The sequence below is a fragment of the Nitrosomonas mobilis genome (assembly GCF_900103035.1).
GTDB lineage: Bacteria > Pseudomonadota > Gammaproteobacteria > Burkholderiales > Nitrosomonadaceae > Nitrosomonas > Nitrosomonas mobilis.
This window is the reverse complement of record NZ_FMWO01000044.1, coordinates 114,715-134,599: the sequence shown is the minus strand read 5'-3', so window position 1 is coordinate 134,599 and position 19,885 is coordinate 114,715. Positions and strand designations below refer to the sequence as shown.

Genomic DNA, 19,885 nt, shown 5'->3' with positions numbered 1-19,885 from the left:
TTTCCGATGATCGGGTCTTCACCGCATCCCGCGGTCTTGCTGATTTTTAACCTGATTAATAATGTAAAAATAAAGTAACGCGCTAGCTGCGGCAGCAAAAAAGCACCAAACCGAAGCAAATGTCTGCCGGTAAGCAAGAAATGCCACAAAAAATCCCATTGTAATCACGCCTCCTGTCACATTCAGCCACCGGTTGCTCGACAGAATGAACGGCACGCAGGTGGCGAACAGATACATCATCAGAACAAGCTGCTGACCCTCAACTTCGTGAGCATAGTGAATGCTCTGATTAACGATCCGCGCCACAATCGGCTCATCGATCAACCCGATAATGGTATAACCCGCCAAACCCAGACCTGCCAGCAGCATCGACATGATGGTTTTTTTCGTGCGGTAATCGGCTTCTACCCGGTAAATCGCAAACGGCGCATAAACCGGCCAGATCACGCCAATGAATATTCCGTAAAGATTTGACAGCCAGAGCGGTACCCACGACGGATACCCGTTTCCCAGCGCCATCCAGAGAAAACCCTCTATCAACTGCTGCAGGGCGAACAGCAGTGGAATGAATGCAACAAAAACAGCCGAACTATTTTTGGCTCGTCTGACCGCACTCACCCCGATCACCGCAAGCGCACCCCCAACAATAAAACTGGCCTGCGCCGAAAAACACATCGTGTGACCGTCCCGAAAAAGTGATGTGCAGGATGATCTCACATGCGTGTCCTGATCATCGTTGCGTGATGGGCGATATTACCGGATAGCCGGGTTAACAGTAGGACAGATTAGCCATCACACAATCCACCATCAACCGTGAAGAGAAAAGAATCTGTGTCAGGAGTTTTTACGCTTTAATTAACTAAAAACTAGAAAGCATCTATTTCATTGATTATTAATATTAATATTTTTGGCATGTTTTGTGCTTATTTCAAATTAGGGATTGCCTGAATTTCGATTTAATTAAGTGTCCCGATAATGCAATTATTTTTAATATTTTTTATGAGGTTTGTCATGCAATACAAAAAAATATTTTCGGCCATCGCCGTTTGTTCCAGCTTATTTGCCGCTTCTCTGAATGCAGCGCCAATATTGAGCGATGTTATTTTTATCGTTGATGAATCCGGCTCCATGGGTAATGTCCAAGCTAACCTGAGAAACAATATTGGATTGTTTGCCAGCATTTTGACGGGCACCGGCCAGGTAAATGCTCAATACGGGCTGGTAGGTTACGGGAGCAGAACGGTTGTTCCGAGAATGCTGACCAATCTGACCGATCCAACGGCCTTCGCGATAGCCGCACAAGGATTGCGCACCAATGGCGGAACTGAGCCTGGTTATACCGCCACTGCATTCGCATTAAATGCGCTGGATGGCCAGACTTCCTTGTTTTCATTCCGTACAAATGCCGTAAAAAATATTATTATTCTGACAGATGAACCCTCGAATGGCGATACGACCGCTCGCGGCACAGTCGGTGGTTCAGCAGTATCATCGGTAGTTTTGGACAACTTGTTAACCGATAATAATGCGCTATACAATGGTGTGTTGCGAGGTACCGGAACTATTAATTCCTATTCCACTTTGATTGATGATCACAGTGGTGCGGTATTTAATTTAAACCTGTTCAACACAACCGACCAAACTATTGTGCAAAGTTTTGTCACTGATTTTGCAAAGAGAAAACTCCAGGAAATCATTGATTTTTGTAGCCTAAATCCTAATGATCCGGCCTGTAGCGGCGGGAATCAAATACCGGAACCTGCCTCTCTGGCACTGTTGGGTCTGGGTCTGGTCGGCTTGGTAGCTGCGCGTCGACGTAATTTATTGATGTAAAAATCACCGACACTTCACCCTTAACGAAAATGTTAACGAGTGAAGTGTCATTCGACTTTTATACCAACACCATCCTCGGAAAAGCACGGATTTAATTTCGAAGTGCAACACCTAGTGGTGGTTTTGTATAGCGCACCGTCTTCCCGAAATTCCTGATGTGCTGGGTTGCTGCCCAGCTCTGGTTTTCCTAAAAGCACTCATCTTTCTTCAAATAGCGCCATTTGCTTTCCGGCAAGTCTGCCAGCCTGATCTCCCCGATGCGCACGCGTTTCAGGCCGGTCACCTGCAGTCCCACCAGTTCACACATGCGCCGGATCTGGCGTTTTTTGCCTTCCTGCAAAATGAAACGCAGCTGATCCTGATTCAGGCGACTGACTTTTGCCGGTTTCAAGCGTTGACCATCGAGCTGCAGACCATGGTTGAGCAAGGCCAGTCCGTCATTGGTCAGTCTGCCCTGAATACGAACCAGATATTCCTTCTCGATTGTTGAATGTTCACCAATTAATTGGCGGGCTATGCGGCCATCCTGAGTAAAAACCATCATCCCCTGCGAATCAATATCGAGTCGCCCGGCCGGAGCGATGTGGTTGAGATGTTGTGGAAGGAAGCGGGGCGTGCTCGGATCGGAGCAATATTGTGAGCGACTGTTCACCAAACTAATCGCGGGTAAGTAGCCTTTTTCAGGCTGGCCGGATACGTAGCCAACTGGCTTATTCAGCAGAATCGTAACCAGATTTTGCTGTTCGGCACACGCGACGGCGTCCAGCGTGATGGATTGCGATGGGTAAACCTTAATGCCCAGTTCGCATACCGGTTGACCATCAACATAAACTCGACCTTGTTCGATAAAACGATCCGCTTCTCGCCGGGAGCACAGCCCCTGCATCGACATCAGCCTGGAGAGGCGTATTTTATCTTCCATCTGTCAGAGTTTGGCCGAATCCTGCCGCTGAACTGAATGGCCTGAAAGTGGAAATTCAGGTGGTTTGGCAAGAGAATCCAGTCGAAGGTGCAGTGCAGCTTTGGCCAGCATGTGCGCGCTCACCGGCGCAGTCATGAACAGAAAAAGGGTTACCAGTACTTCATGCAGGCTGATGCTTTGCCCGATCAGGCTGAAATAAAGTGCCGAGGCAATCAGCAGACAACCCACCCCCAGGGTGGTCGCTTTGGTCGGGCCGTGCAGACGGGTGTAAAAATCTTTTAAGCGGGCAAGCCCCAACGAGCCGATGAACGCAAAACCTGCACCGGTGACGATCAGCAGGGAAATCAGAAATTCGAGCATGGCATGCCTCCTGTTATTCGATGATGTCGCCGCGCAGCAGATACTTGCACGCCGCCACCGTACCGACAAACCCCATCACTGCGATCAAGAGCGCCGCTTCAAAATAGAGCGCGCTGCCCAGATGAATGCCGAGCAGGATCAGCAATGCGAGGGTATTGATATAGAGGGTATCCAGCGCCAATATTCGATCCGGCAGGCTGGGGCCGCGCAGCAGCCGCCAAAAGCTTAGCGCCACGGCGAGTGTCATTAACGTCAGAGCAATCATAACGGCAATCGTGATCATTTTTCGAAAATCTCCTTCAATGGGGCTTCATAACGCGATTTGATGGTCGCAATCAGTGCAGCGGGATCGGTCTCGTTCAAGGCATGTACCAGCAGATAGCGATGATCGGGTGACACACGTGAAGATACCGTTCCTGGTGTCAGAGAAATGACATTGGCGAGAAAACTGATCGCAAGGCCGGATTGAACATCCAGCGGAATCGTTACGAACAGCGGACGCAAGCTTTGGGGACTACCCAGAATCAGACGCGCAACCGTGAAATTCGCCAGAATAATATCCAGCAGGAAAATACCCAGGAATTTCAACAGCAGCAATGGTCGGTAAATCCGGATCTGCTCCGGCCAGAACTGGATGGTCAGTTTCGGCAATAACCAGCCCAGAAATAATCCCAGCACGATCTGACCAGATTCAATACTATTTACCAGCAACAACCACAGGATTGCCAGTATTGGCGTCAACAGCGGGTGAGGCAACAATTGTCGCATCAGTTCGACTCCTCCATCAACAGAACAGCCCGGATATATCCGCCAGGTTGCCGCAATTGCTCGGCTGTCAGCTGCAGATAATCGCTCACCGGCCCCGCGAACAGCACCAGCCCCAGGCACAGACTCAACAGCCCGATAATTGGCATGATTTCTGTAAAAACCGCGCTGCTTGTAAAATTAACGGGTTCTGGTACGCCCTGTACCTTGTAGAACAGCAAGCTGCCGCTGCGCGCCAGCGCAATCAATGCCAGCAGGCTGGTGATCAGTATTATGGCCATGATCCACACAAGCTGCGGGTGGGTCAATGCCGCACGCAAAATCATGAACTTGCCAATAAAACCCGATAATGGCGGCAAACCCGCGAGCAATACGGCCGTGACAAAAAAGAGCCCTCCCAACAGTCGCGCATGCTGAATAGGGGGAGCCGGTTCAAATTTATCCGCCAGCGCGCCGCGTCGGTTGACAATGCTGTTGACAAGCAAAAAACAGGCCGCTGCGGCAAAGGTGGAATGTGGCAGATAATATAAACCTGCTGCGATACCTGCTTCGGTATTGAGTCCCAGCGAAGTCAGCAGCGAACCGACGGAAGCGACGACCAGATACGCCGTTTGCTGACGCAGTCCGCTGCTCGCCACCACACCTGCCATGCCGATCAGCAATGTCAACAGCGCAAGCGGTAACAACCATGGTTCGATCAGGTTGGCTGCCAGTCCCCCTTGTGCACCAAATAACAGCGTATAGATACGCAGAATGCTGTAGACACCGACCTTGGTCATGATGGCAAACAATGCCGCAACCGGCGCCGACGTGTGTGCGTACGCCGATGGCAGCCACAGATAAAGCGGCACCAGTGCGGCTTTGAGTGCAAACACGCTAAATAGCAACAGCCCCGCTGCCTTGATCAGGGGCGCCTGTTCCTGCGGCATCACTGCGATCCTTGCTGCCAGATCCGCCATATTAAGTGTGCCCAATAAACCGTACAGAACGCCCACGGCAAACAGGAACAATGTAGAGCCCACCAGATTAATCACAACGAAATGCAACCCGGCTTTGGTTCGCAATCGACCCCCACCATGCAACAGCAGGCTGTAGGAGGCAATCAGCAATATTTCGAAGAAAACGAACAGATTGAATAGATCGCCGGTAAGGAAAGCGCCGTTCAAGCCAAACAACTGCAACTGGAACAGCGCATGAAAATGATGTCCATTGCTGTCAGTGCCATTAAACGCATATAGCAGGGAAAACAGGGCCACCAGCGAAGTCACCAGCAGCATCCAGACGGCAAGGCGATCTGCCACCAGCAGAATACCAAAAGGCGCCGGCCAATCGCCAAGGGAATACGTCAAAATGGCCCCGTCACTGACCTGAGTAAGTAATCCTGCTGCCAGAAAAATCTGCAGTAAAATTGACAAGATGCTGAGGCTGCGTTGCAGCAGCAGACTTTTTCCTCGCAACAGCACCAGCATGATTCCCGCCAAGAGCGGCAACAGTACCGGGGCGATCACGTCATGCGCCATCATGGTTTATGGATTCCATCTACATGATCATTGCCCATTTCTTTGTAGGTCTTGAGTGCCAGCACGATCACAAACGCCGTCATGGCGAAGCTGATCACAATTGCAGTCAACACCAGAGCCTGGGGAATCGGATCCGCGTAGGTTTCCCCATTTTGGGTGATGATCGGTGGAGCGCCTATAGTCAGCCGCCCCATCGCCAGCAGAAAGATATTGGCCGCATAGGACAGAAATGTCAGTCCTAGCACGACTGGAAAGGTACGTTCACGCAGCGCCAGATAAACACCGCACGCTGTCAGGGTACCGATGATGATTGCAATCAGTGCTTCCATTAATGTGTTTTCGGGTGAGGTTTGATGGTGCGACTGGGAAGATGACTGTCACTGTGCACCATACCAAGATTAACGATGATGAGCACGGTCACGCCCACCACCACGAGAAAAACACCCAGATCGAATGCCATCGCTGAGGCCAATTCGAATTCGCCGGTCATTGCGGTATGCACATGACCGAAAGTGGATGTCAGGAATGGATAGCCAAACCACCAGCTGGCAAGCCCTGTCACGAAAGCAATCAGCAAACCGCTGCCGATCACGGTATGCATGTCGACTGGCAGACGCGCCTGCGTCCAGGTCGTCCCTTGCGCCAGATATTGTGTGATCAGCGCAACAGCAGTAATCAATCCGGCAATGAAGCCGCCCCCTGGCTGGTTATGGCCGCGCAGCAGGATAAAGATAGCTACCATCAGCATCAGTGGAAACAATATCCGGGTCAGTGCGCCCATGATCAGCGGATGACGATCTTCATCCCAGGTTCGAGTACTGAAATCGGTTGCCAGACTTTTCAATTTTAAGCCTTCGAGCATCGCATAGATTCCCAGGCCCGCCAGCGCCATGACGGTAATTTCCCCCAGGGTGTCATAACCGCGAAAATCGACCAGAATGACGTTGACAACGTTGTGTCCTCCTCCTTCCGGCACGCTATGCGTCAGAAAAAAATCACCGATCGTATCATAGGGCCGAGTCAGCACACCCCAGGCAAGCGCTGCCACACCAATGCCTGCACCGGATGCAAGCAAGGCATCGCGCACGCGCCATAGAGGTTTGGAGGACGATGGCGTGATTTGAGGCAGGAAATACAGTGCCAGCAACATTAGCACAATGGTCACAAATTCCACCGAAAGCTGGGTCAGCGCCAGATCAGGTGCGGAAAACTTGGCAAAGATCAGTGCAACACCCAAGCCGACGGTGCCGATCATGATGAGCGACACCAGCCGCTGGCGGTGAAACAGAACAGTTGCCACTGCTGCCAGCAGCATCACGACAGCAACGACCAGACTGACACCATCCACGGGCAACAAAACCCGTTCACCTGTGAGTGAAAACGATTCACCGGTAAAGCCTCCTGCTCCGAGCAGCACCGCAAACAGAACCAGCACCCAGACCATGCGTTGCAGAGATTCTGTCTGCAGCAGGTGCGTCACGTAATTCGTGATCAAAAATAATTTATCCAGCAGAAACTGGTAGAGTGTTTTCATCGATGGCCATTCGATACCATGCTGACGCAACGAAAAAAAATGGTTAAACAGATGATAAACCGCAACACCGCCAGCCAGCGCAATCAGGCTCATCCACAGTGCCGGATTGAAACCATGCCAGATGGCAAGCGTATACTGCGGCAAAGCCGACTGTAACGTGCCGCTGGCCGCAACCGTGAGTAATGGCGCTACCGTCAGATTGGGAAAGATGCCCACAACCACGCACAGCGCCACGAGTATTTCCACCGGCACCTTCATCCAGCGCGGCGGCTCATGCGGCGTTTTGGGTAATCCGACTGGCGCAGCGCCAAAAAAAACATTGTGAATAAAGCGCCAGGAATATGCCACGGCAAAAATGCCTGCCAAGGTTGCACCTGCCGGCAACAACCAGCCCCATGGCAAATTGATGTCATGCAGGGTTTCAGCAAAAAACATTTCCTTGGAAAGAAAACCGTTCATCAGTGGTACACCGGCCATCGATGCTGCTGCGACCATTGCCAGTGTCGCGGTATATGGCATGAATTGCCAGAGACCACTCAAGCGGCGCATGTCGCGCGTGCCTGCCTCGTGATCGATAATACCGGCCGCCATAAACAGGGATGCCTTGAAAATGGCGTGATTGATAATGTGAAAAACGCCCGCAACCGCTGCCATCGGTGTGCTGATGCCGAACAGCAGTGTGATCAGGCCGAGATGACTGATGGTCGAATAGGCGAGTAATCCCTTGAGATCATGTTTCCACAGCGCAATGTAGGCGCCAAGAATCAACGTAATCAACCCTGCGCCACTAACCAGCCAGAACCATTCCGGCGTACCCGACAAAGCCGGGAACAGCCGCGCCAGCAGAAAAACGCCGGCCTTGACCATCGTCGCGGAATGCAGATAGGCCGAAACCGGGGTTGGCGCTGCCATCGCATTGGGCAGCCAGAAATGAAACGGAAATTGAGCTGATTTGGTAAACGCCCCCAGTAACACCAATAGCAGCATTGGCAAATAGAGCGGATGCGCATGGATCCGCTCACCAGAAGCGAGAATGGTGGTCAATTCATAGCTGCCAACGATCTCGCCCAACAGCAAAAAACCGCCCAGCAGAGCCAAACCACCAGCGCCGGTGATCGTCAGTGCCATGCGCGCGCCGCTGCGGGATTCCTGACGATGTTGCCAGTAACTGATCAGCAGAAAAGACGAAAGACTGGTCAATTCCCAGAAAATCAGAAGCAGAATAAGATTTTCTGCCAGCACGATCCCCAGCATTGAACCCATGAAGAGCAGCAGATAAGCGTAAAACCGCCCCATGTCATCTTGCGTGGAGAGATAATAACGTGCGTAAATGATGATCAGCAATCCGATGCTGAGAATCAACAAGGCAAACAGCAGTCCCAGTCCATCCAGACGAAACACCAGATCGAGTCCCAACAACGGTATCCACTCAAAACGCGATAGCAGGATTTGTCCATCGAACACGGCAACTGCCTGCGGGAGCAACAGGCCGAGCGCCAGCAGGTTGACCGCTCCGGCAAACCAGGCAGCGTGCAAACGTCCCAGCCGGGAAATCATGGCGGCAAAAGGTGCGCCAAAAAAAGGCAACAGGACGATCGACAATAAAATCATATTAATTAATTAATTATTTAAAATATGAAAATCAGCAATTCCGAATACAAGAGGTATTCGGAAAGGAGTAAACAACTGGATCGTTTTCAGCGGGCGCTATTATGGCATTTTTTGGTTACTGTTTGACTCGGCCTCCCTCACTGGCACGCGCCAGATAAAAAAAGCAAGCGTTAATGCCAGCAATGCCAACATGCCTTTCAACCACAAGAAAGAGACAATCAGAATGGAACTGCCGAACGACAAGGTCATGAACAGATAAGCCCAGCGTTTGACTTTGCGAGGCATACTCCGATGTTCACACCATTCGCGAATGATCGGGCCGGCGATGCGATGATTCATCAGCAGCACATGAAAACGCTCGGAGCTGCGCGCAAAACAGCCCGCTGCCAGCAAAATAAATGGCGTCGTGGGTAAAACCGGCAGGAAAATACCGAGAATACCTGCCAGCAGTGCAGTCAAACCGATTGCAAAATACAACCAGCGGATGAATGTAGAATCATGCAGCTGCAGAATATGAATCTGTACAGATTCGGGCTGCTGATTATTATCGTGTCGAGCAAGCATCATTACAAAGCTCAATGCATGATTGATAAACAAATCGGAATTTCAATATTTGTGACATCTTTCCTGCCAGGATGTTCGACCCTTTGAGCTTCACCATCCTTTCACACTCTAAACATCAATATTTCTGGCACGTAACGCGTTATTTTCAATAAATGCGCGTCGCGGTTCCACTACATCACCCATCAGTGTCGTAAAGATTTCATCGGTCAAAATACTGTCTTCAATCTGGGTGCGTAACAAGCGCCGGTTTTTGGGATCCATGGTCGTTTCCCATAACTGATCCGGGTTCATCTCGCCCAATCCTTTATATCGCTGGATACCGATACCTTTCTTCGCTTCTTCCATTAACCACGTGAGCGCATCACTGAATTCACGAATAGGAAACTCGCGTTCTTCACGCTTGATTCTCGCATGCTCTCCTAGCAGACCATCCAGCATCTGAGCAGCATGTTGGATATGGGTAAAATCACCACTATGCAGAAAATCTTCATCAAGATAACTAGTTAACTGATTTCCATGCAGGTTGCGGATAATTTTTAGTCGATAGCGTTCAAACGCTTCATCGTATTCGGCCGTAATCTGTACTTCTTGCTGCAAGATACTTGACAGATTATGTGCGCTGACTTCTGCACTAGCAAGCGAACTTAGATCAATCTCAGGTTGCTTCAACAACGCGTATAAAACCTTAAGATCGATCAAATGGCTCATGCGCTTGATGACCGCTTCTGCGAGCAGATAGATATCGACAATGCTGGCAAGCGTTTCCCCTGCTAACGGCGCTCGATTCTCTCCAGGATAAAGTTCGGCATTCTTGAGTGCAAGGCTCAACATATAGCGCTTCAGCTCATGATCATCCTTTAAGTAGCGCTCCTGTTTGCCATGCTTGATTTTATAAAGCGGTGGTTGGGCAATGTAGACATGACCACGTTCAATCAACTCTGGCATTTGCCGGTAGAAGAAGGTCAGCAGCAAGGTGCGGATATGGGCGCCATCCACGTCCGCATCGGTCATAATGATGATGCGGTGGTAACGCAGTTTGTCCGGGTTGTATTCGTCCTTGCCGATACCGGTACCCAATGCGGTAATTAAAGAAATGATCTCCTGCGAAGAAATCAGTTTGTCGAAACGTGATTTTTCAACATTCAGAATCTTACCCTTAAGCGGCATGATCGCTTGGAATTTACGGTCGCGTCCCTGTTTCGCCGAACCACCAGCCGAGTCTCCTTCCACCAGATAAATTTCACACAATCTTGGGTCTTTTTCCTGACAATCCGCCAGTTTCCCCGGTAATCCCATGCTGTCCAGTACGCCTTTTCTACGTGTCAGTTCGCGCGCTTTTCTCGCGGCCTCACGCGCCCTGGCCGCATCTATGATTTTGTTGCAAATCAATTTGGCTTCATTGGGGTTTTCCAGCAAAAAATCAGAAAGTTTTTGTGAAATAACTTCTTCGACTACCGGACGCACTTCGGAGGACACCAGTTTTTCTTTGGTTTGTGAGGAAAATTTCGGTTCGTAGAGCTTGACCGATAGTACACAGGTCAGCCCTTCACGCATGTCGTCGCCGGTAGTATCTACTTTGGCTTTCTTCGCAAGCTCATTTTGCTCGATATAGTTATTTAGAGTACGTGTCATCGCAGCGCGTAGTCCGGTCAGATGAGTGCCGCCATCTTTTTGTGGAATGTTGTTGGTAAAACATAACACTTGCTCGGCGTAGCTATTATTCCACTGCATGGCAACTTCGACTGAAATATCTTCCTTTATACCTTTTGCCGAGAATATTTTAGGGTGCAACACAGTTTTACTGCGGTTGATATATTCTACAAAATTACGAATACCACCACTGAACGCGAATATCTCCTCTTTGTCTTCACGTTGATCGACCAGTCTGATCTTGATGCCGTTGTTTAGAAAGGAGAGCTCGCGCAGTCGCTTGGAAAAAATTTCATAGTGATAGGTAATATCACCAAAAATAGTCTGACTGGCCAGAAAATGTACTTCCGTACCGTTTTTTTCGGTCTCACCAATGATTTTCAGAGGAGCAACCGGAACTCCATCTCGAAACTCTATCTGATATACCTTGCCTTCACGACGAATTGTCAAGCGTAACCATTCCGACAAGGCATTGACCACCGATACCCCTACACCATGCAAGCCACCGGAAACTTTGTAGGAATTATCGTCAAATTTCCCCCCTGCATGCAATTCAGTCATGACAATCTCAGCTGCCGAGCGTTTCAGGTCATCATCCTGCTTGATTCCAGTCGGAATACCACGACCGTTATCGTGAACACTGACCGCATTGTCCGGATGAATGACGACCAGAATATCGTCACAATATCCAGCAAGCGCTTCATCGATTGCATTGTCAACCACTTCAAACACCATGTGATGTAACCCGGTTCCATCACTGGTATCGCCAATATACATCCCGGGACGCTTGCGAACCGCATCCAGCCCCTTCAGAATTTTGATATTGTCCGAATTATATTCTTGTGGATTGTCACTGTTTTTACTGGAAAATCTTGAGGTATTGTCATTCATCTACAGGGTTCACTTTATTTAATTAAAAAATGAAATTTGCTGAATCGGTATGTTATTTACCTTTTCATCGGCATCAGGATGTGCAGGAAATCGTTTTCATTTGGTGCGGTAATTAATAGTCGGCCTTCATGAGTTTCTTCAAATGAACATTCAATGAAATCTGAGCCCATATCATTAAGAATTTCTATAAATAACAATATGTTGAATACAGTATCGATAGGATCAAGCTGGTAACTGGTTTCAATCTCCTCGCTGGCTTCTTCATGTTCCAGATTAGCAACGGACAGAAGGATTGCGTTATCAGCAAGCTTGAACCGGACGTTATGAAAAGGGTCACTCTGGTTAAATATGATCGCCAATCTTTTGAGTGCTGAGAGAAATTCTATTCTATTCACTGAGAATTGATAATTTCGTTCCTTAGGAAGAGCGGCCTTGTAGTCAATAATGTTTCCAGCAATGGTTTTGGATGTCAACGCTGCTTCCGGAAAAATGAAGCGGAAAATTTTAGAAGTTATTTCAATCGTCACTGGCGCATCACTGTCTTCCAATTGACGAACCAGTTCTTGTGCCGCTTTACGCGGTAGGATCGCGGCGCTTTTGTCAAATTGCTGATTCAATGATATACCGGAAAGGCTCAAGCGACGAGTATCTGTCGCTACTAAAGTTAATCGGTCTGCTTCTACTGCAAAAATCATGCCATTCAAATAGTAACGCAAATCTTGCTGAGCCATAGCATGGATGGCAATCTGTATATGTTTTTTCAGATTTTTTTGAGTTAACGTAAAAGAAATCTTTTCACTTTCCACTTCTCGGTGCATCCGTGGAAACGCTTCTGCTGGTAATAATTGAAGATGAAAACGGCTTTTTCCTGAAATAATCAGCAAACGGTTTTCCTGTTTACTCAGTTCGAGTGAAGCATTTTTCGGTAGCGCTCTCAGAATATCCAGTAGTTTTCTCGCCGGTACCGTGGTATGCAATGGTTCGGTAACGATTAATTCTTCGCTGGAAGAAGTGGCTTCACTTTCGATTTCCATATCTGAGGTAATCAATTTCAGCTTTCCATCACCGATTTCAATCAATGTGTTTGCCAGGATGGGCATCGTTTGTCGTCGCTCTACGACACCACTGACCATCTGAAGTGGTTTGAGTAAAAGATTGAGATCCGTTATTGATAATTTCATTAAGTTAAAAAGAATAATAATAGTTAATAAGGTAACACTAAATACGGTATAAAAATTAATTCATTTTATTATCAAAGTATTAACATACATCTAACAGCGGTATAAACAATGTATAGTCTATTGATAAATTGTGGATAAAAATATTGTTATCGGATATAACCGTAGTTATCCACAATCTATACAGCTTCTGCACAGAGAAGTGTCAACCACGCAGGATATGCAGCAGTGCGTTGAAATCCCGACTTATAGCAGCGTCAGATAAACGTAATTCCATGATTTTACGATGTGCGTGCAATACCGTGGTGTGATCCCTGCCGCCAAAGGCTTCACCGATATCCGGTAAACTCATCTGGGTCAGTTCCTTAGCAACCGCCATTGCAATCTGACGAGGACGGGCAATAATCCTGGTACGCTTTTTGGAGAACATATCGGTGAGTTTGATTTTGTAATATTCGGCTACAGTTTTCTGGATATTTTCAATTGAAATATGCCGGTTTTGAACGGCCAGCAAGTCCTTCAATGCCTCTTTGGCAAGTTCCAGAGAAATGGGCAGATTAGTGAAACAGGAATAAGCTAACACGCGTTTAAGTGCCCCCTCCAACTCCCTAACATTGGAGCGAATATATTTGGCAATAAAAAAAGCCGTATTTTCATCGAGCCTCATTTTTTCAGCCTGCGCTTTCTTCAACAAAATCGCTACTCGCATTTCCAGTTCAGGCGGCTCAATGGCGACGGTTAATCCCCAGCCGAATCTTGAGACCAGTCGTTCTTCCAGTCCGCTAATCTCCTTAGGATAACAATCGGAAGTGATAATAACTTGCTTGTGTGCTTCTACCAATGCATTAAATGCATAAAAGAATTCTTCCTGAGTACGGTTTTTACCGCTGAAAAACTGCACATCGTCTACGAGAAGCAGATCCAATGAATGATAATAAGACTTGAATTTGTCAAATGATTTGTGTTGATACGCATTGACCACATCCGAAACATATTTTTCGGCATGAACATAACGTATTTTGGCAACCGGATTTAAATGCAGTACCTGATTTCCAATGGCATGAATCAGATGAGTTTTCCCTAAACCGACCCCGCCATAAATGAACAAGGGGTTGTAGGCAATGCCTGGGCGATCCGCAACTTGTAGTGCTCCTGCGCGCGCCAGCTGGTTAGCCTTGCCAGTGACCAGGGTATCAAAATTAAAAGCAGGATTCAGGAAACTGTTATCCGCTTTTTTGATTAATTTAGCAGGAGACTTGCGGGCGGCTATCGTGGCATTTATTTTTTTTGTTTTTGCGTGATTCGACGCTGGATCAGGTTTGATTACCGGCTGATCCTTACTATTTTTATCCAGCACAAGCTTGAGTGATACTTCCTGACAGAAATATTGCTGCGCGATTTGTTCGATACGACTCATGAAATTATCACGAATCCATTGCTGAACAAAACGATTGGGTGTGATCAATATCAGGGTATTTTCATCTTCCGGCGAGGTTTCCAGCCGCAATGGCTTAATCCAGGTATTAAATTGCTGACTATTCAATTCCTGATCGAACTGCGCTAGACAATCATGCCAGAAGGGTTCTATTTTCAGCATAAAATTTTTTTCACGTATGATTTGATACGAATGGTTACAGCGGTAAACAATTGGTAACTATTTTATGGCTATACTAGAACCAGTATTTCGACACGAAATGATTCGATATGAACAGGCCAAAATGAGGACCCGCCTAATAAAGATAAAGGGCACCTCTAAATACATTACTGAAGTTACCTGATCACAGCTTACAGGTTTTGACAGGTATCAGTAGTATAATAAAGTTTCTCTGCCGGGGTAGGCAGAATATTGGATTGGATTTTTCCGGAGAATGCGCCAATTAAGTTTATTAAAAATCAGTCATCAGACGTGCATAGCTGGCTGATTTTCCATCAGCATGCATAGTGTAGGTAAAAAACGAATTCATCCCTAAAATAAACAGTCATAGTTCGTCAGAAAATTGCAGGATGAATTATCAAGTCCCGATAACTGCTTTGATCGTAAATTACAATGCGGGCGAATTACTGGTTGATTGTGCACTTGCCCTGTCAACGCAAGTAGGACAAATTATCGTTGTGGATAATGCGTCGACTGATACCAGTATTGTCAGACTCAAAGATGCATTTTTTGGTGATGGACAGCTTAATATCATTTCCTTGCAGAAAAACGTAGGATTTGCCGCAGGTTGCAACCTGGGTTTGAGCGCGGTGGTATTTCCCTATATTCTTTTCATTAATCCGGACTGTTTGATAAGTTCGGACGCTGTTGAGCGGCTGAGACAGGTGATTGAGTCAGATCGACGGACAGGCATGGTAGGAGGGCGACTACTCAATGCCGATGGCAGTGAACAAGGAGGAAGCCGTCGTGCTATTCCAACCCCATGGCGCGCCTTTGTAAGAGCAACTGGTCTTTATCGCTTTGCCCGTTTCTTTCCTACGCTTTTTTTTGATTTTCACCTACATCATCAGCCGCTTCCGGATCAGCCTATTGAGGTTGAAGCAATCTCTGGCGCCTTGATGCTGGTGCGTCGGCAAGCGATTGATGCGGTCGGTATCTGGGATGAAGGCTATTTTTTGCATTGTGAAGATCTGGACTGGTGCATGCGATTTCGGCAGAAAAACTGGAAAATCCTGTTTGTGCCGGATGTTCCGGTATTGCATCATCAGGGAGCCTGCAGCCATGCTCGCCCTTTTTTCGTTGCCTGGCACAAACACAGGGGAATGTTGCGCTTTTACCGCAAATTTTTTTTGCATCGTTATCCTGTTGGGCTGACCTGGCTGGTGGCCATCGGGATAACGATGCGTTTCAGTGTGATTGTGCTTTATCATGTTGGCGTCAGTTTATTAAAATCAACAGGTCTACATCGTGGATAAACGATCTGTTGGCGTAATTGGCGCAACCAGTTTTGTCGGTGAGTGTCTGGTAAGTAAATTGCTGAAAAATGATTGGCAGGTCAAGGCATGCACGCGTCGTAATGTAGAAACGATTATGCAGAAACAACACCCGGCGCTTTCATGGCGGCAGATTCATGCGGGAAACAACAACGGTATTGATCAAGGCGAAAAAATCACTGACTGGCTCTATCTGGCACCGATCTGGACGTTGCCGGCGCATTCTGACTGGCTGATTGCGCAGGGAGTGCGTCGGATAGTAGCATTGTCTTCCACCAGCGTATTGACCAAAAATCATTCGATTGACAGCAACGAGCGGGCATTGGCAAATCAGTTGGCGGAAGGCGAGTCACGTATCAAGGATTGGGCAAAACAGCAGAGTGTGCGCTGGACGATCTTGCGGCCGACCTTGATTTACGGTTGGGGGCGGGATCAAAATATCATGCAGATTGTACGTTTCATTCGTCAATTTGGTTTCTTCCCGTTAACCGGTCAGGCAAAGGGATTACGTCAACCTGTGCATGTGGAAGATGTTGCCAGTGCGTGTCAGGCTGCTTTATTATCTGAACGGGCAGTCGATCAGGTTTACAATATCGCCGGTGGCGAGACGCTTGCCTATCACAACATGGTTGAAAAGATTTTTTTCGCAATGGAGCAGCCGCCACGGCTGCTCCATTTTCCGGAATGGCTAATACACGCTGCTGTGAAAATGGCGAGAATATTGCCGCGTTTTCAGCATGTCACCTCAGGCATGGCTGACAGAATGAATCAGGATATGGTGTTTGATTATTCAGCCGCAATTCATGACTTTAATTACGCTCCTGGCCCTTTTACCTTAAATAAAAAAGATTTGTGTTGATAACGAACGATCTTCCAGCAGTATTTTATTTTTTCCAGAAAAACCAATATTTGACTCAATTGCATGGCACCACTGTGTTGTTGACAGGAGTTTTGCATGCCTAGCTTACCATTAGCGAAAAATGGCCAATCCCCACAAAGCGAGTTGGCGCAGACTCTTGCCAGTTTTAAGCATGCATTCCGAACAGTAGGCGTGTTTAGCGCAGTCATCAATTTATTAATGCTGATGCCCGCGTTATATATGCTACAACTTTATGATAGCGTGCTGACCAGCCGTAACGAGATGACGCTGCTGATGTTGACCTTGATCATGCTGGGTGCCTATATTTTTATGGGTGCACTGGAATATGTGCGCAGTTTTGTGCTGATTCGCATTGGCGCGCAATTTGACATGAAGCTGAATCGGCGCGTGTACACTGCCGCTTTTGAGCAAAACCTGCGGCAGGCCAATGGAAACGCCGGTCAGGCGTTGCAGGATCTGACCAATCTGCGCCAGTTTCTGACTGGTAACGCCCTGTTTGCTTTCTTTGATGCCCCCTGGTTTCCGGTTTATTTGCTGGTTATTTTTCTGTTTAATGTCTGGCTAGGCGTGTTTGCCCTGTTTGGCACAGCCCTGCTGGTATTGCTCGCTTTTCTTAATGAGCGGCTCTCGCATAAACCCCTGGCGGAAGCCAATTCCCTCGCCGTCGCATCCTCTGCCCTGGCAAACAACAATCTGCGCAATGCTGAGGTAATTGAGGCAATGGGCATGCTGCCCAATCTGCAAGCACGCTGGTATGAACTGCATCGCCGTTTTCTGAATCTGCAGGCTCGAGCAAGCGAAAAGTCCGGCACGATTACGGCGATCAGCAAGGCGGTCGCGGTAGCACTGCAATCGATTATGCTGGGGCTGGGTGCGTTGCTGGTGCTGGAAGACAGCATTTCTCCCGGCATGATGATTGCTGGCTCCATCCTGCTGGGTAAAGCTATCGGTCCGGTACAATTACTGATCAGTGTCTGGCGGCAATTTGGGCAGACGCGCAGTGCTTATGAGCGTTTGTCGAAATTACTGAGCGAAAATCCGCTACGTCAGGCGGGTATGGCGCTACCCAAGCCGGAAGGACGAATTTCGGTAGAAGGTATCATGGCGGCTCCTCCGGGATCGAAGGTTGCGGTGATCAAGGGTTTGAGTTTTGCGATTGCTCCCGGTGAAGTGCTGGGCGTGATTGGGCCGAGTGGTTCCGGCAAATCAACGTTGGCACGTTTACTGGTAGGTGTGTGGCCTGCAGCGAGTGGCAAGGTACGGTTGGACGGGGCCGATGTCTACCAATGGAACAAGGATGAACTGGGCGCACATATTGGTTATTTGCCGCAGGATATTGAACTGTTCGCCGGCACCATTAGTGAAAATATCGCCCGTTTTGGTGAGATCGATGCTGACAAGGTGATTCTGGCGGCGAAACGTGCCGGTGTGCATGAAATGATTCTGACCATGCCCAAAGGATACGATACGTTGCTGGGAGATGGAGGGGGAGGTCTGTCTGGCGGTCAGAAACAACGCATTGGGCTGGCACGCGCTATGTATGGCGATCCATCGCTGATCGTGCTGGATGAACCTAATTCCAATCTGGATGATGTTGGCGAGCAGGCCCTGCTGGCAGGGATTCTTGATTTGCGAAAAAGAGGTAAAACCATCGTGGTGATTACTCATCGGACGCGAATTCTGTCAGCGACAACCAAACTATTATTGCTGCATGATGGCATAGCCAAATTATTTGGCCCAACCGATCAGGTCATGGCTGCTCTGGCACAGCAACAGCAACAGCAGCAACAGCAGGCAGCGCAAAAAACTGCATCTCCGCCCAGTACTCCCGGAATGCTGACGAATACTGCTAACCCTGCTAATTGAGCGCAGAGAGTACAAGTAAATGGAAATCAACAAAGTGAATGATCAATCTCCTGTGCAGCTACCGGTTCAGGTCGATACCGATGAAACCAGCCACGCCCGCCTCGGTTGGCTGATTGTACTGGTCGGAGTGGGTGGATTTTTACTATGGGCAGCTTTTGCGCCGCTGGACAAAGGGGTGCCGTTGTCTGGTTCGGTGATCGTATCAACCAACCGTAAAGCGGTACAACACCAGACTGGTGGAATTATTGATGAGATTCTGGTCAAGGAAGGTGAAAAAGTATTGGCCGGACAGCATCTGGTGAAGATGAACGATATTCAGGTCAAGGCGCAGGCGGAAATTACCCGTGCACAATTGATTACTGCACGTGCGGTGGAAGCTCGCCTGATCGCCGAGCGCGATAATCGCACGACCATTGTTTTCCCTGTCTACTTGCTGGAAAACCAGCACGATCCACGCGTAGCGGAAGTGGTCACATTACAGAATCAGTTGTTTACATCACGACAGTCAGCCGTGAAGCATGATCTGGCAGCTATCCATGAAAATATCGCTGGTTTGAAAGGACAGTTAAACGGTCTTAACGCATCCCGCAGCAGTAAACAACAACAACTGGGATTTCTGCAGGAACAGCTGGAAAACATGTTGGCGCTGGCAAATGAGGGTTTCGTACCGCGTAACCGTGTGTTGGAACTGGAGCGCTCGCGCGCGCAGTTGATCGGGGAAATGTCCGAGGATGTAGGAAATATCGGCCGTATCCAGCGGCAGATCGCCGAGCTGGAATTGCGTCGTGTGCAACGGGTGGAAGAATACCAGGGGGAGGTGCGCCAGCAACTGACCGATATTCAGCGCGAAGCACAATCGTTGCAAAGTCGTTTGATCGCACAGGATTTTGAACTGGATAATGCGCTGGTCAGAGCGCCGGTGGATGGATTCGTGGTTGGGATAAGCGTGTTTACACAAGGTGGCGTAGTGGCACCCGGCGCTCGCATGATGGATATTATCCCCAGTGAAGATGTGCTGGTGGTTGAAGGGCAGATTCCGGTGCACCTCATTGATCGGGTGCATGTGGGGTTGGAAGTGGATCTGATTTTTTCCGCGTTTAATCAGAACAAAACTCCGCATATCCTCGGTGAAGTAACCCAGGTATCGGCAGATCGTTTAACTGATGAACAGACTGGCATCCCCTATTACATGATGAAAGCACAGGTCAAGCCCGAGAGCATGGCCTTACTGGCCAAGCATCAGATCCGTGCCGGCATGCCGGTAGAAATATTCGTCAAGACTGGTGAGCGCTCCCTGATGAATTATCTGTTGAAACCGATTCTGGACAGAATTCATACCTCGCTGAGCGAAGATTAGCCGTGCGATTGAATTTACCAAAGTAT

Annotated in this window: 17 protein-coding genes; 5 read left to right on the top strand and 12 right to left on the bottom strand. The window is 48.4% G+C overall.

From position 1 onward, the window contains the following. Window positions 1-18 precede the first annotated feature (18 nt). Window positions 19-675 carry a DUF6629 family protein gene (locus NSMM_RS05905; RefSeq protein ID WP_090285543.1) on the bottom strand — a complete coding sequence of 219 codons (657 nt, stop codon included), beginning with the start codon at window positions 673-675 and terminating at the stop codon, window positions 19-21. 336 nt (window positions 676-1,011) lie between these two features. On the opposite strand from NSMM_RS05905, the gene NSMM_RS16025 reads away from it, so the two are divergent. Then, a complete protein-coding gene (locus tag NSMM_RS16025) occupies window positions 1,012-1,833 on the top strand; it encodes a vWA domain-containing protein (protein WP_218121025.1) in 822 nt (273 codons plus the stop codon). Between the two features lie 187 nt (window positions 1,834-2,020). Here NSMM_RS16025 and NSMM_RS05895 read toward each other — a convergent pair whose 3' ends face one another. The 11 genes from NSMM_RS05895 to dnaA all read right to left on the bottom strand — a co-directional run bounded on the left by NSMM_RS05895 (window position 2,021) and on the right by dnaA (window position 14,425). Beyond that, a complete protein-coding gene (locus NSMM_RS05895; RefSeq protein ID WP_090285541.1) occupies window positions 2,021-2,755 on the bottom strand; it encodes a pseudouridine synthase in 735 nt (244 codons plus the stop codon). Window positions 2,756-2,758: 3 nt separating this feature from the next. Further along, on the bottom strand, window positions 2,759-3,115 hold the full coding sequence (locus NSMM_RS05890) for a Na+/H+ antiporter subunit G (protein ID WP_090285540.1): 357 nt from the start codon (window positions 3,113-3,115) through the stop codon (window positions 2,759-2,761). Window positions 3,116-3,128: 13 nt separating this feature from the next. Continuing rightward, entirely contained in the window at window positions 3,129-3,398 is a 270-nt protein-coding gene (locus NSMM_RS05885) for a K+/H+ antiporter subunit F (protein WP_090285537.1), read from the bottom strand. Continuing rightward, window positions 3,395-3,883, bottom strand: a complete 489-nt coding sequence (locus tag NSMM_RS05880) for a Na+/H+ antiporter subunit E (RefSeq protein WP_090285535.1) — start codon at window positions 3,881-3,883, stop codon at window positions 3,395-3,397. Before NSMM_RS05880 ends, NSMM_RS05885 begins: the two co-directional genes overlap by 4 nt. After that, window positions 3,883-5,403 carry a monovalent cation/H+ antiporter subunit D gene (locus NSMM_RS05875; protein WP_218121024.1) on the bottom strand — a complete coding sequence of 507 codons (1,521 nt, stop codon included), beginning with the start codon at window positions 5,401-5,403 and terminating at the stop codon, window positions 3,883-3,885. Before NSMM_RS05875 ends, NSMM_RS05880 begins: the two co-directional genes overlap by 1 nt. Then, entirely contained in the window at window positions 5,400-5,729 is a 330-nt protein-coding gene (locus NSMM_RS05870; protein WP_090285533.1) for a Na+/H+ antiporter subunit C, read from the bottom strand. The genes NSMM_RS05875 and NSMM_RS05870 overlap by 4 nt, the downstream gene beginning before the upstream one ends. Beyond that, on the bottom strand, window positions 5,729-8,545 hold the full coding sequence (locus NSMM_RS05865; RefSeq protein WP_090285532.1) for a monovalent cation/H+ antiporter subunit A: 2,817 nt from the start codon (window positions 8,543-8,545) through the stop codon (window positions 5,729-5,731). Before NSMM_RS05865 ends, NSMM_RS05870 begins: the two co-directional genes overlap by 1 nt. A 99-nt stretch (window positions 8,546-8,644) precedes the next feature. Next, on the bottom strand, window positions 8,645-9,112 hold the full coding sequence (locus tag NSMM_RS05860) for a YbaN family protein (protein WP_342671777.1): 468 nt from the start codon (window positions 9,110-9,112) through the stop codon (window positions 8,645-8,647). Between the two features lie 105 nt (window positions 9,113-9,217). Beyond that, complete coding sequence (gene gyrB / locus NSMM_RS05855) at window positions 9,218-11,650, bottom strand: DNA topoisomerase (ATP-hydrolyzing) subunit B (protein WP_090285530.1); 2,433 nt, start codon at window positions 11,648-11,650, stop codon at window positions 9,218-9,220. A 56-nt stretch (window positions 11,651-11,706) separates the two neighbouring features. Further along, the gene (dnaN, locus tag NSMM_RS05850; protein ID WP_090285528.1) at window positions 11,707-12,831 is read right to left on the bottom strand and encodes a DNA polymerase III subunit beta; all 1,125 of its coding nucleotides are present in this window, start codon (window positions 12,829-12,831) and stop codon (window positions 11,707-11,709) included. A gap of 202 nt (window positions 12,832-13,033) precedes the next feature. Further along, window positions 13,034-14,425 (bottom strand): chromosomal replication initiator protein DnaA, encoded by a 1,392-nt coding sequence (gene dnaA, locus NSMM_RS05845; protein ID WP_090285526.1) that lies wholly within the window; start codon window positions 14,423-14,425, stop codon window positions 13,034-13,036. 434 nt (window positions 14,426-14,859) lie between these two features. Here dnaA and NSMM_RS05840 point away from each other — a divergent pair, with 434 nt between their 5' ends. The 4 genes from NSMM_RS05840 (at window position 14,860) to NSMM_RS05825 (ending at window position 19,859) form a co-directional block, all read left to right on the top strand. After that, entirely contained in the window at window positions 14,860-15,738 is an 879-nt protein-coding gene (locus NSMM_RS05840) for a glycosyltransferase family 2 protein (protein WP_245654696.1), read from the top strand. Continuing rightward, complete coding sequence (locus NSMM_RS05835) at window positions 15,731-16,615, top strand: NAD-dependent epimerase/dehydratase family protein (protein ID WP_090285523.1); 885 nt, start codon at window positions 15,731-15,733, stop codon at window positions 16,613-16,615. Before NSMM_RS05840 ends, NSMM_RS05835 begins: the two co-directional genes overlap by 8 nt. A 96-nt stretch (window positions 16,616-16,711) precedes the next feature. Next, window positions 16,712-18,502, top strand: a complete 1,791-nt coding sequence (locus NSMM_RS05830) for a type I secretion system permease/ATPase (RefSeq protein ID WP_090285521.1) — start codon at window positions 16,712-16,714, stop codon at window positions 18,500-18,502. Window positions 18,503-18,521: 19 nt separating this feature from the next. Then, window positions 18,522-19,859, top strand: a complete 1,338-nt coding sequence (locus NSMM_RS05825; protein WP_090285519.1) for an HlyD family type I secretion periplasmic adaptor subunit — start codon at window positions 18,522-18,524, stop codon at window positions 19,857-19,859. Window positions 19,860-19,885 lie beyond the last annotated feature (26 nt).

What these genes read in the sequence shown, in the direction of transcription:
- NSMM_RS05860 (WP_342671777.1), bottom strand. Translation starts at nt 9,112, where the DNA reads ATGATGCTTGCTCGACACGATAATAATCAGCAGCCCGAATCTGTACAG.
- dnaN (WP_090285528.1), bottom strand. Translation starts at nt 12,831, where the DNA reads ATGAAATTATCAATAACGGATCTCAATCTTTTACTCAAACCACTTCAG.
- NSMM_RS05870 (WP_090285533.1), bottom strand. Translation starts at nt 5,729, where the DNA reads ATGGAAGCACTGATTGCAATCATCATCGGTACCCTGACAGCGTGCGGT.
- NSMM_RS05895 (WP_090285541.1), bottom strand. Translation starts at nt 2,755, where the DNA reads ATGGAAGATAAAATACGCCTCTCCAGGCTGATGTCGATGCAGGGGCTG.
- NSMM_RS05890 (WP_090285540.1), bottom strand. Translation starts at nt 3,115, where the DNA reads ATGCTCGAATTTCTGATTTCCCTGCTGATCGTCACCGGTGCAGGTTTT.
- NSMM_RS05885 (WP_090285537.1), bottom strand. Translation starts at nt 3,398, where the DNA reads ATGATCACGATTGCCGTTATGATTGCTCTGACGTTAATGACACTCGCC.
- NSMM_RS05825 (WP_090285519.1), top strand. Translation starts at nt 18,522, where the DNA reads ATGGAAATCAACAAAGTGAATGATCAATCTCCTGTGCAGCTACCGGTT.
- dnaA (WP_090285526.1), bottom strand. Translation starts at nt 14,425, where the DNA reads ATGCTGAAAATAGAACCCTTCTGGCATGATTGTCTAGCGCAGTTCGAT.
- NSMM_RS05830 (WP_090285521.1), top strand. Translation starts at nt 16,712, where the DNA reads ATGCCTAGCTTACCATTAGCGAAAAATGGCCAATCCCCACAAAGCGAG.
- NSMM_RS16025 (WP_218121025.1), top strand. Translation starts at nt 1,012, where the DNA reads ATGCAATACAAAAAAATATTTTCGGCCATCGCCGTTTGTTCCAGCTTA.
- gyrB (WP_090285530.1), bottom strand. Translation starts at nt 11,650, where the DNA reads ATGAATGACAATACCTCAAGATTTTCCAGTAAAAACAGTGACAATCCA.
- NSMM_RS05865 (WP_090285532.1), bottom strand. Translation starts at nt 8,545, where the DNA reads ATGATTTTATTGTCGATCGTCCTGTTGCCTTTTTTTGGCGCACCTTTT.
- NSMM_RS05875 (WP_218121024.1), bottom strand. Translation starts at nt 5,403, where the DNA reads ATGATGGCGCATGACGTGATCGCCCCGGTACTGTTGCCGCTCTTGGCG.
- NSMM_RS05905 (WP_090285543.1), bottom strand. Translation starts at nt 675, where the DNA reads ATGTGTTTTTCGGCGCAGGCCAGTTTTATTGTTGGGGGTGCGCTTGCG.
- NSMM_RS05880 (WP_090285535.1), bottom strand. Translation starts at nt 3,883, where the DNA reads ATGCGACAATTGTTGCCTCACCCGCTGTTGACGCCAATACTGGCAATC.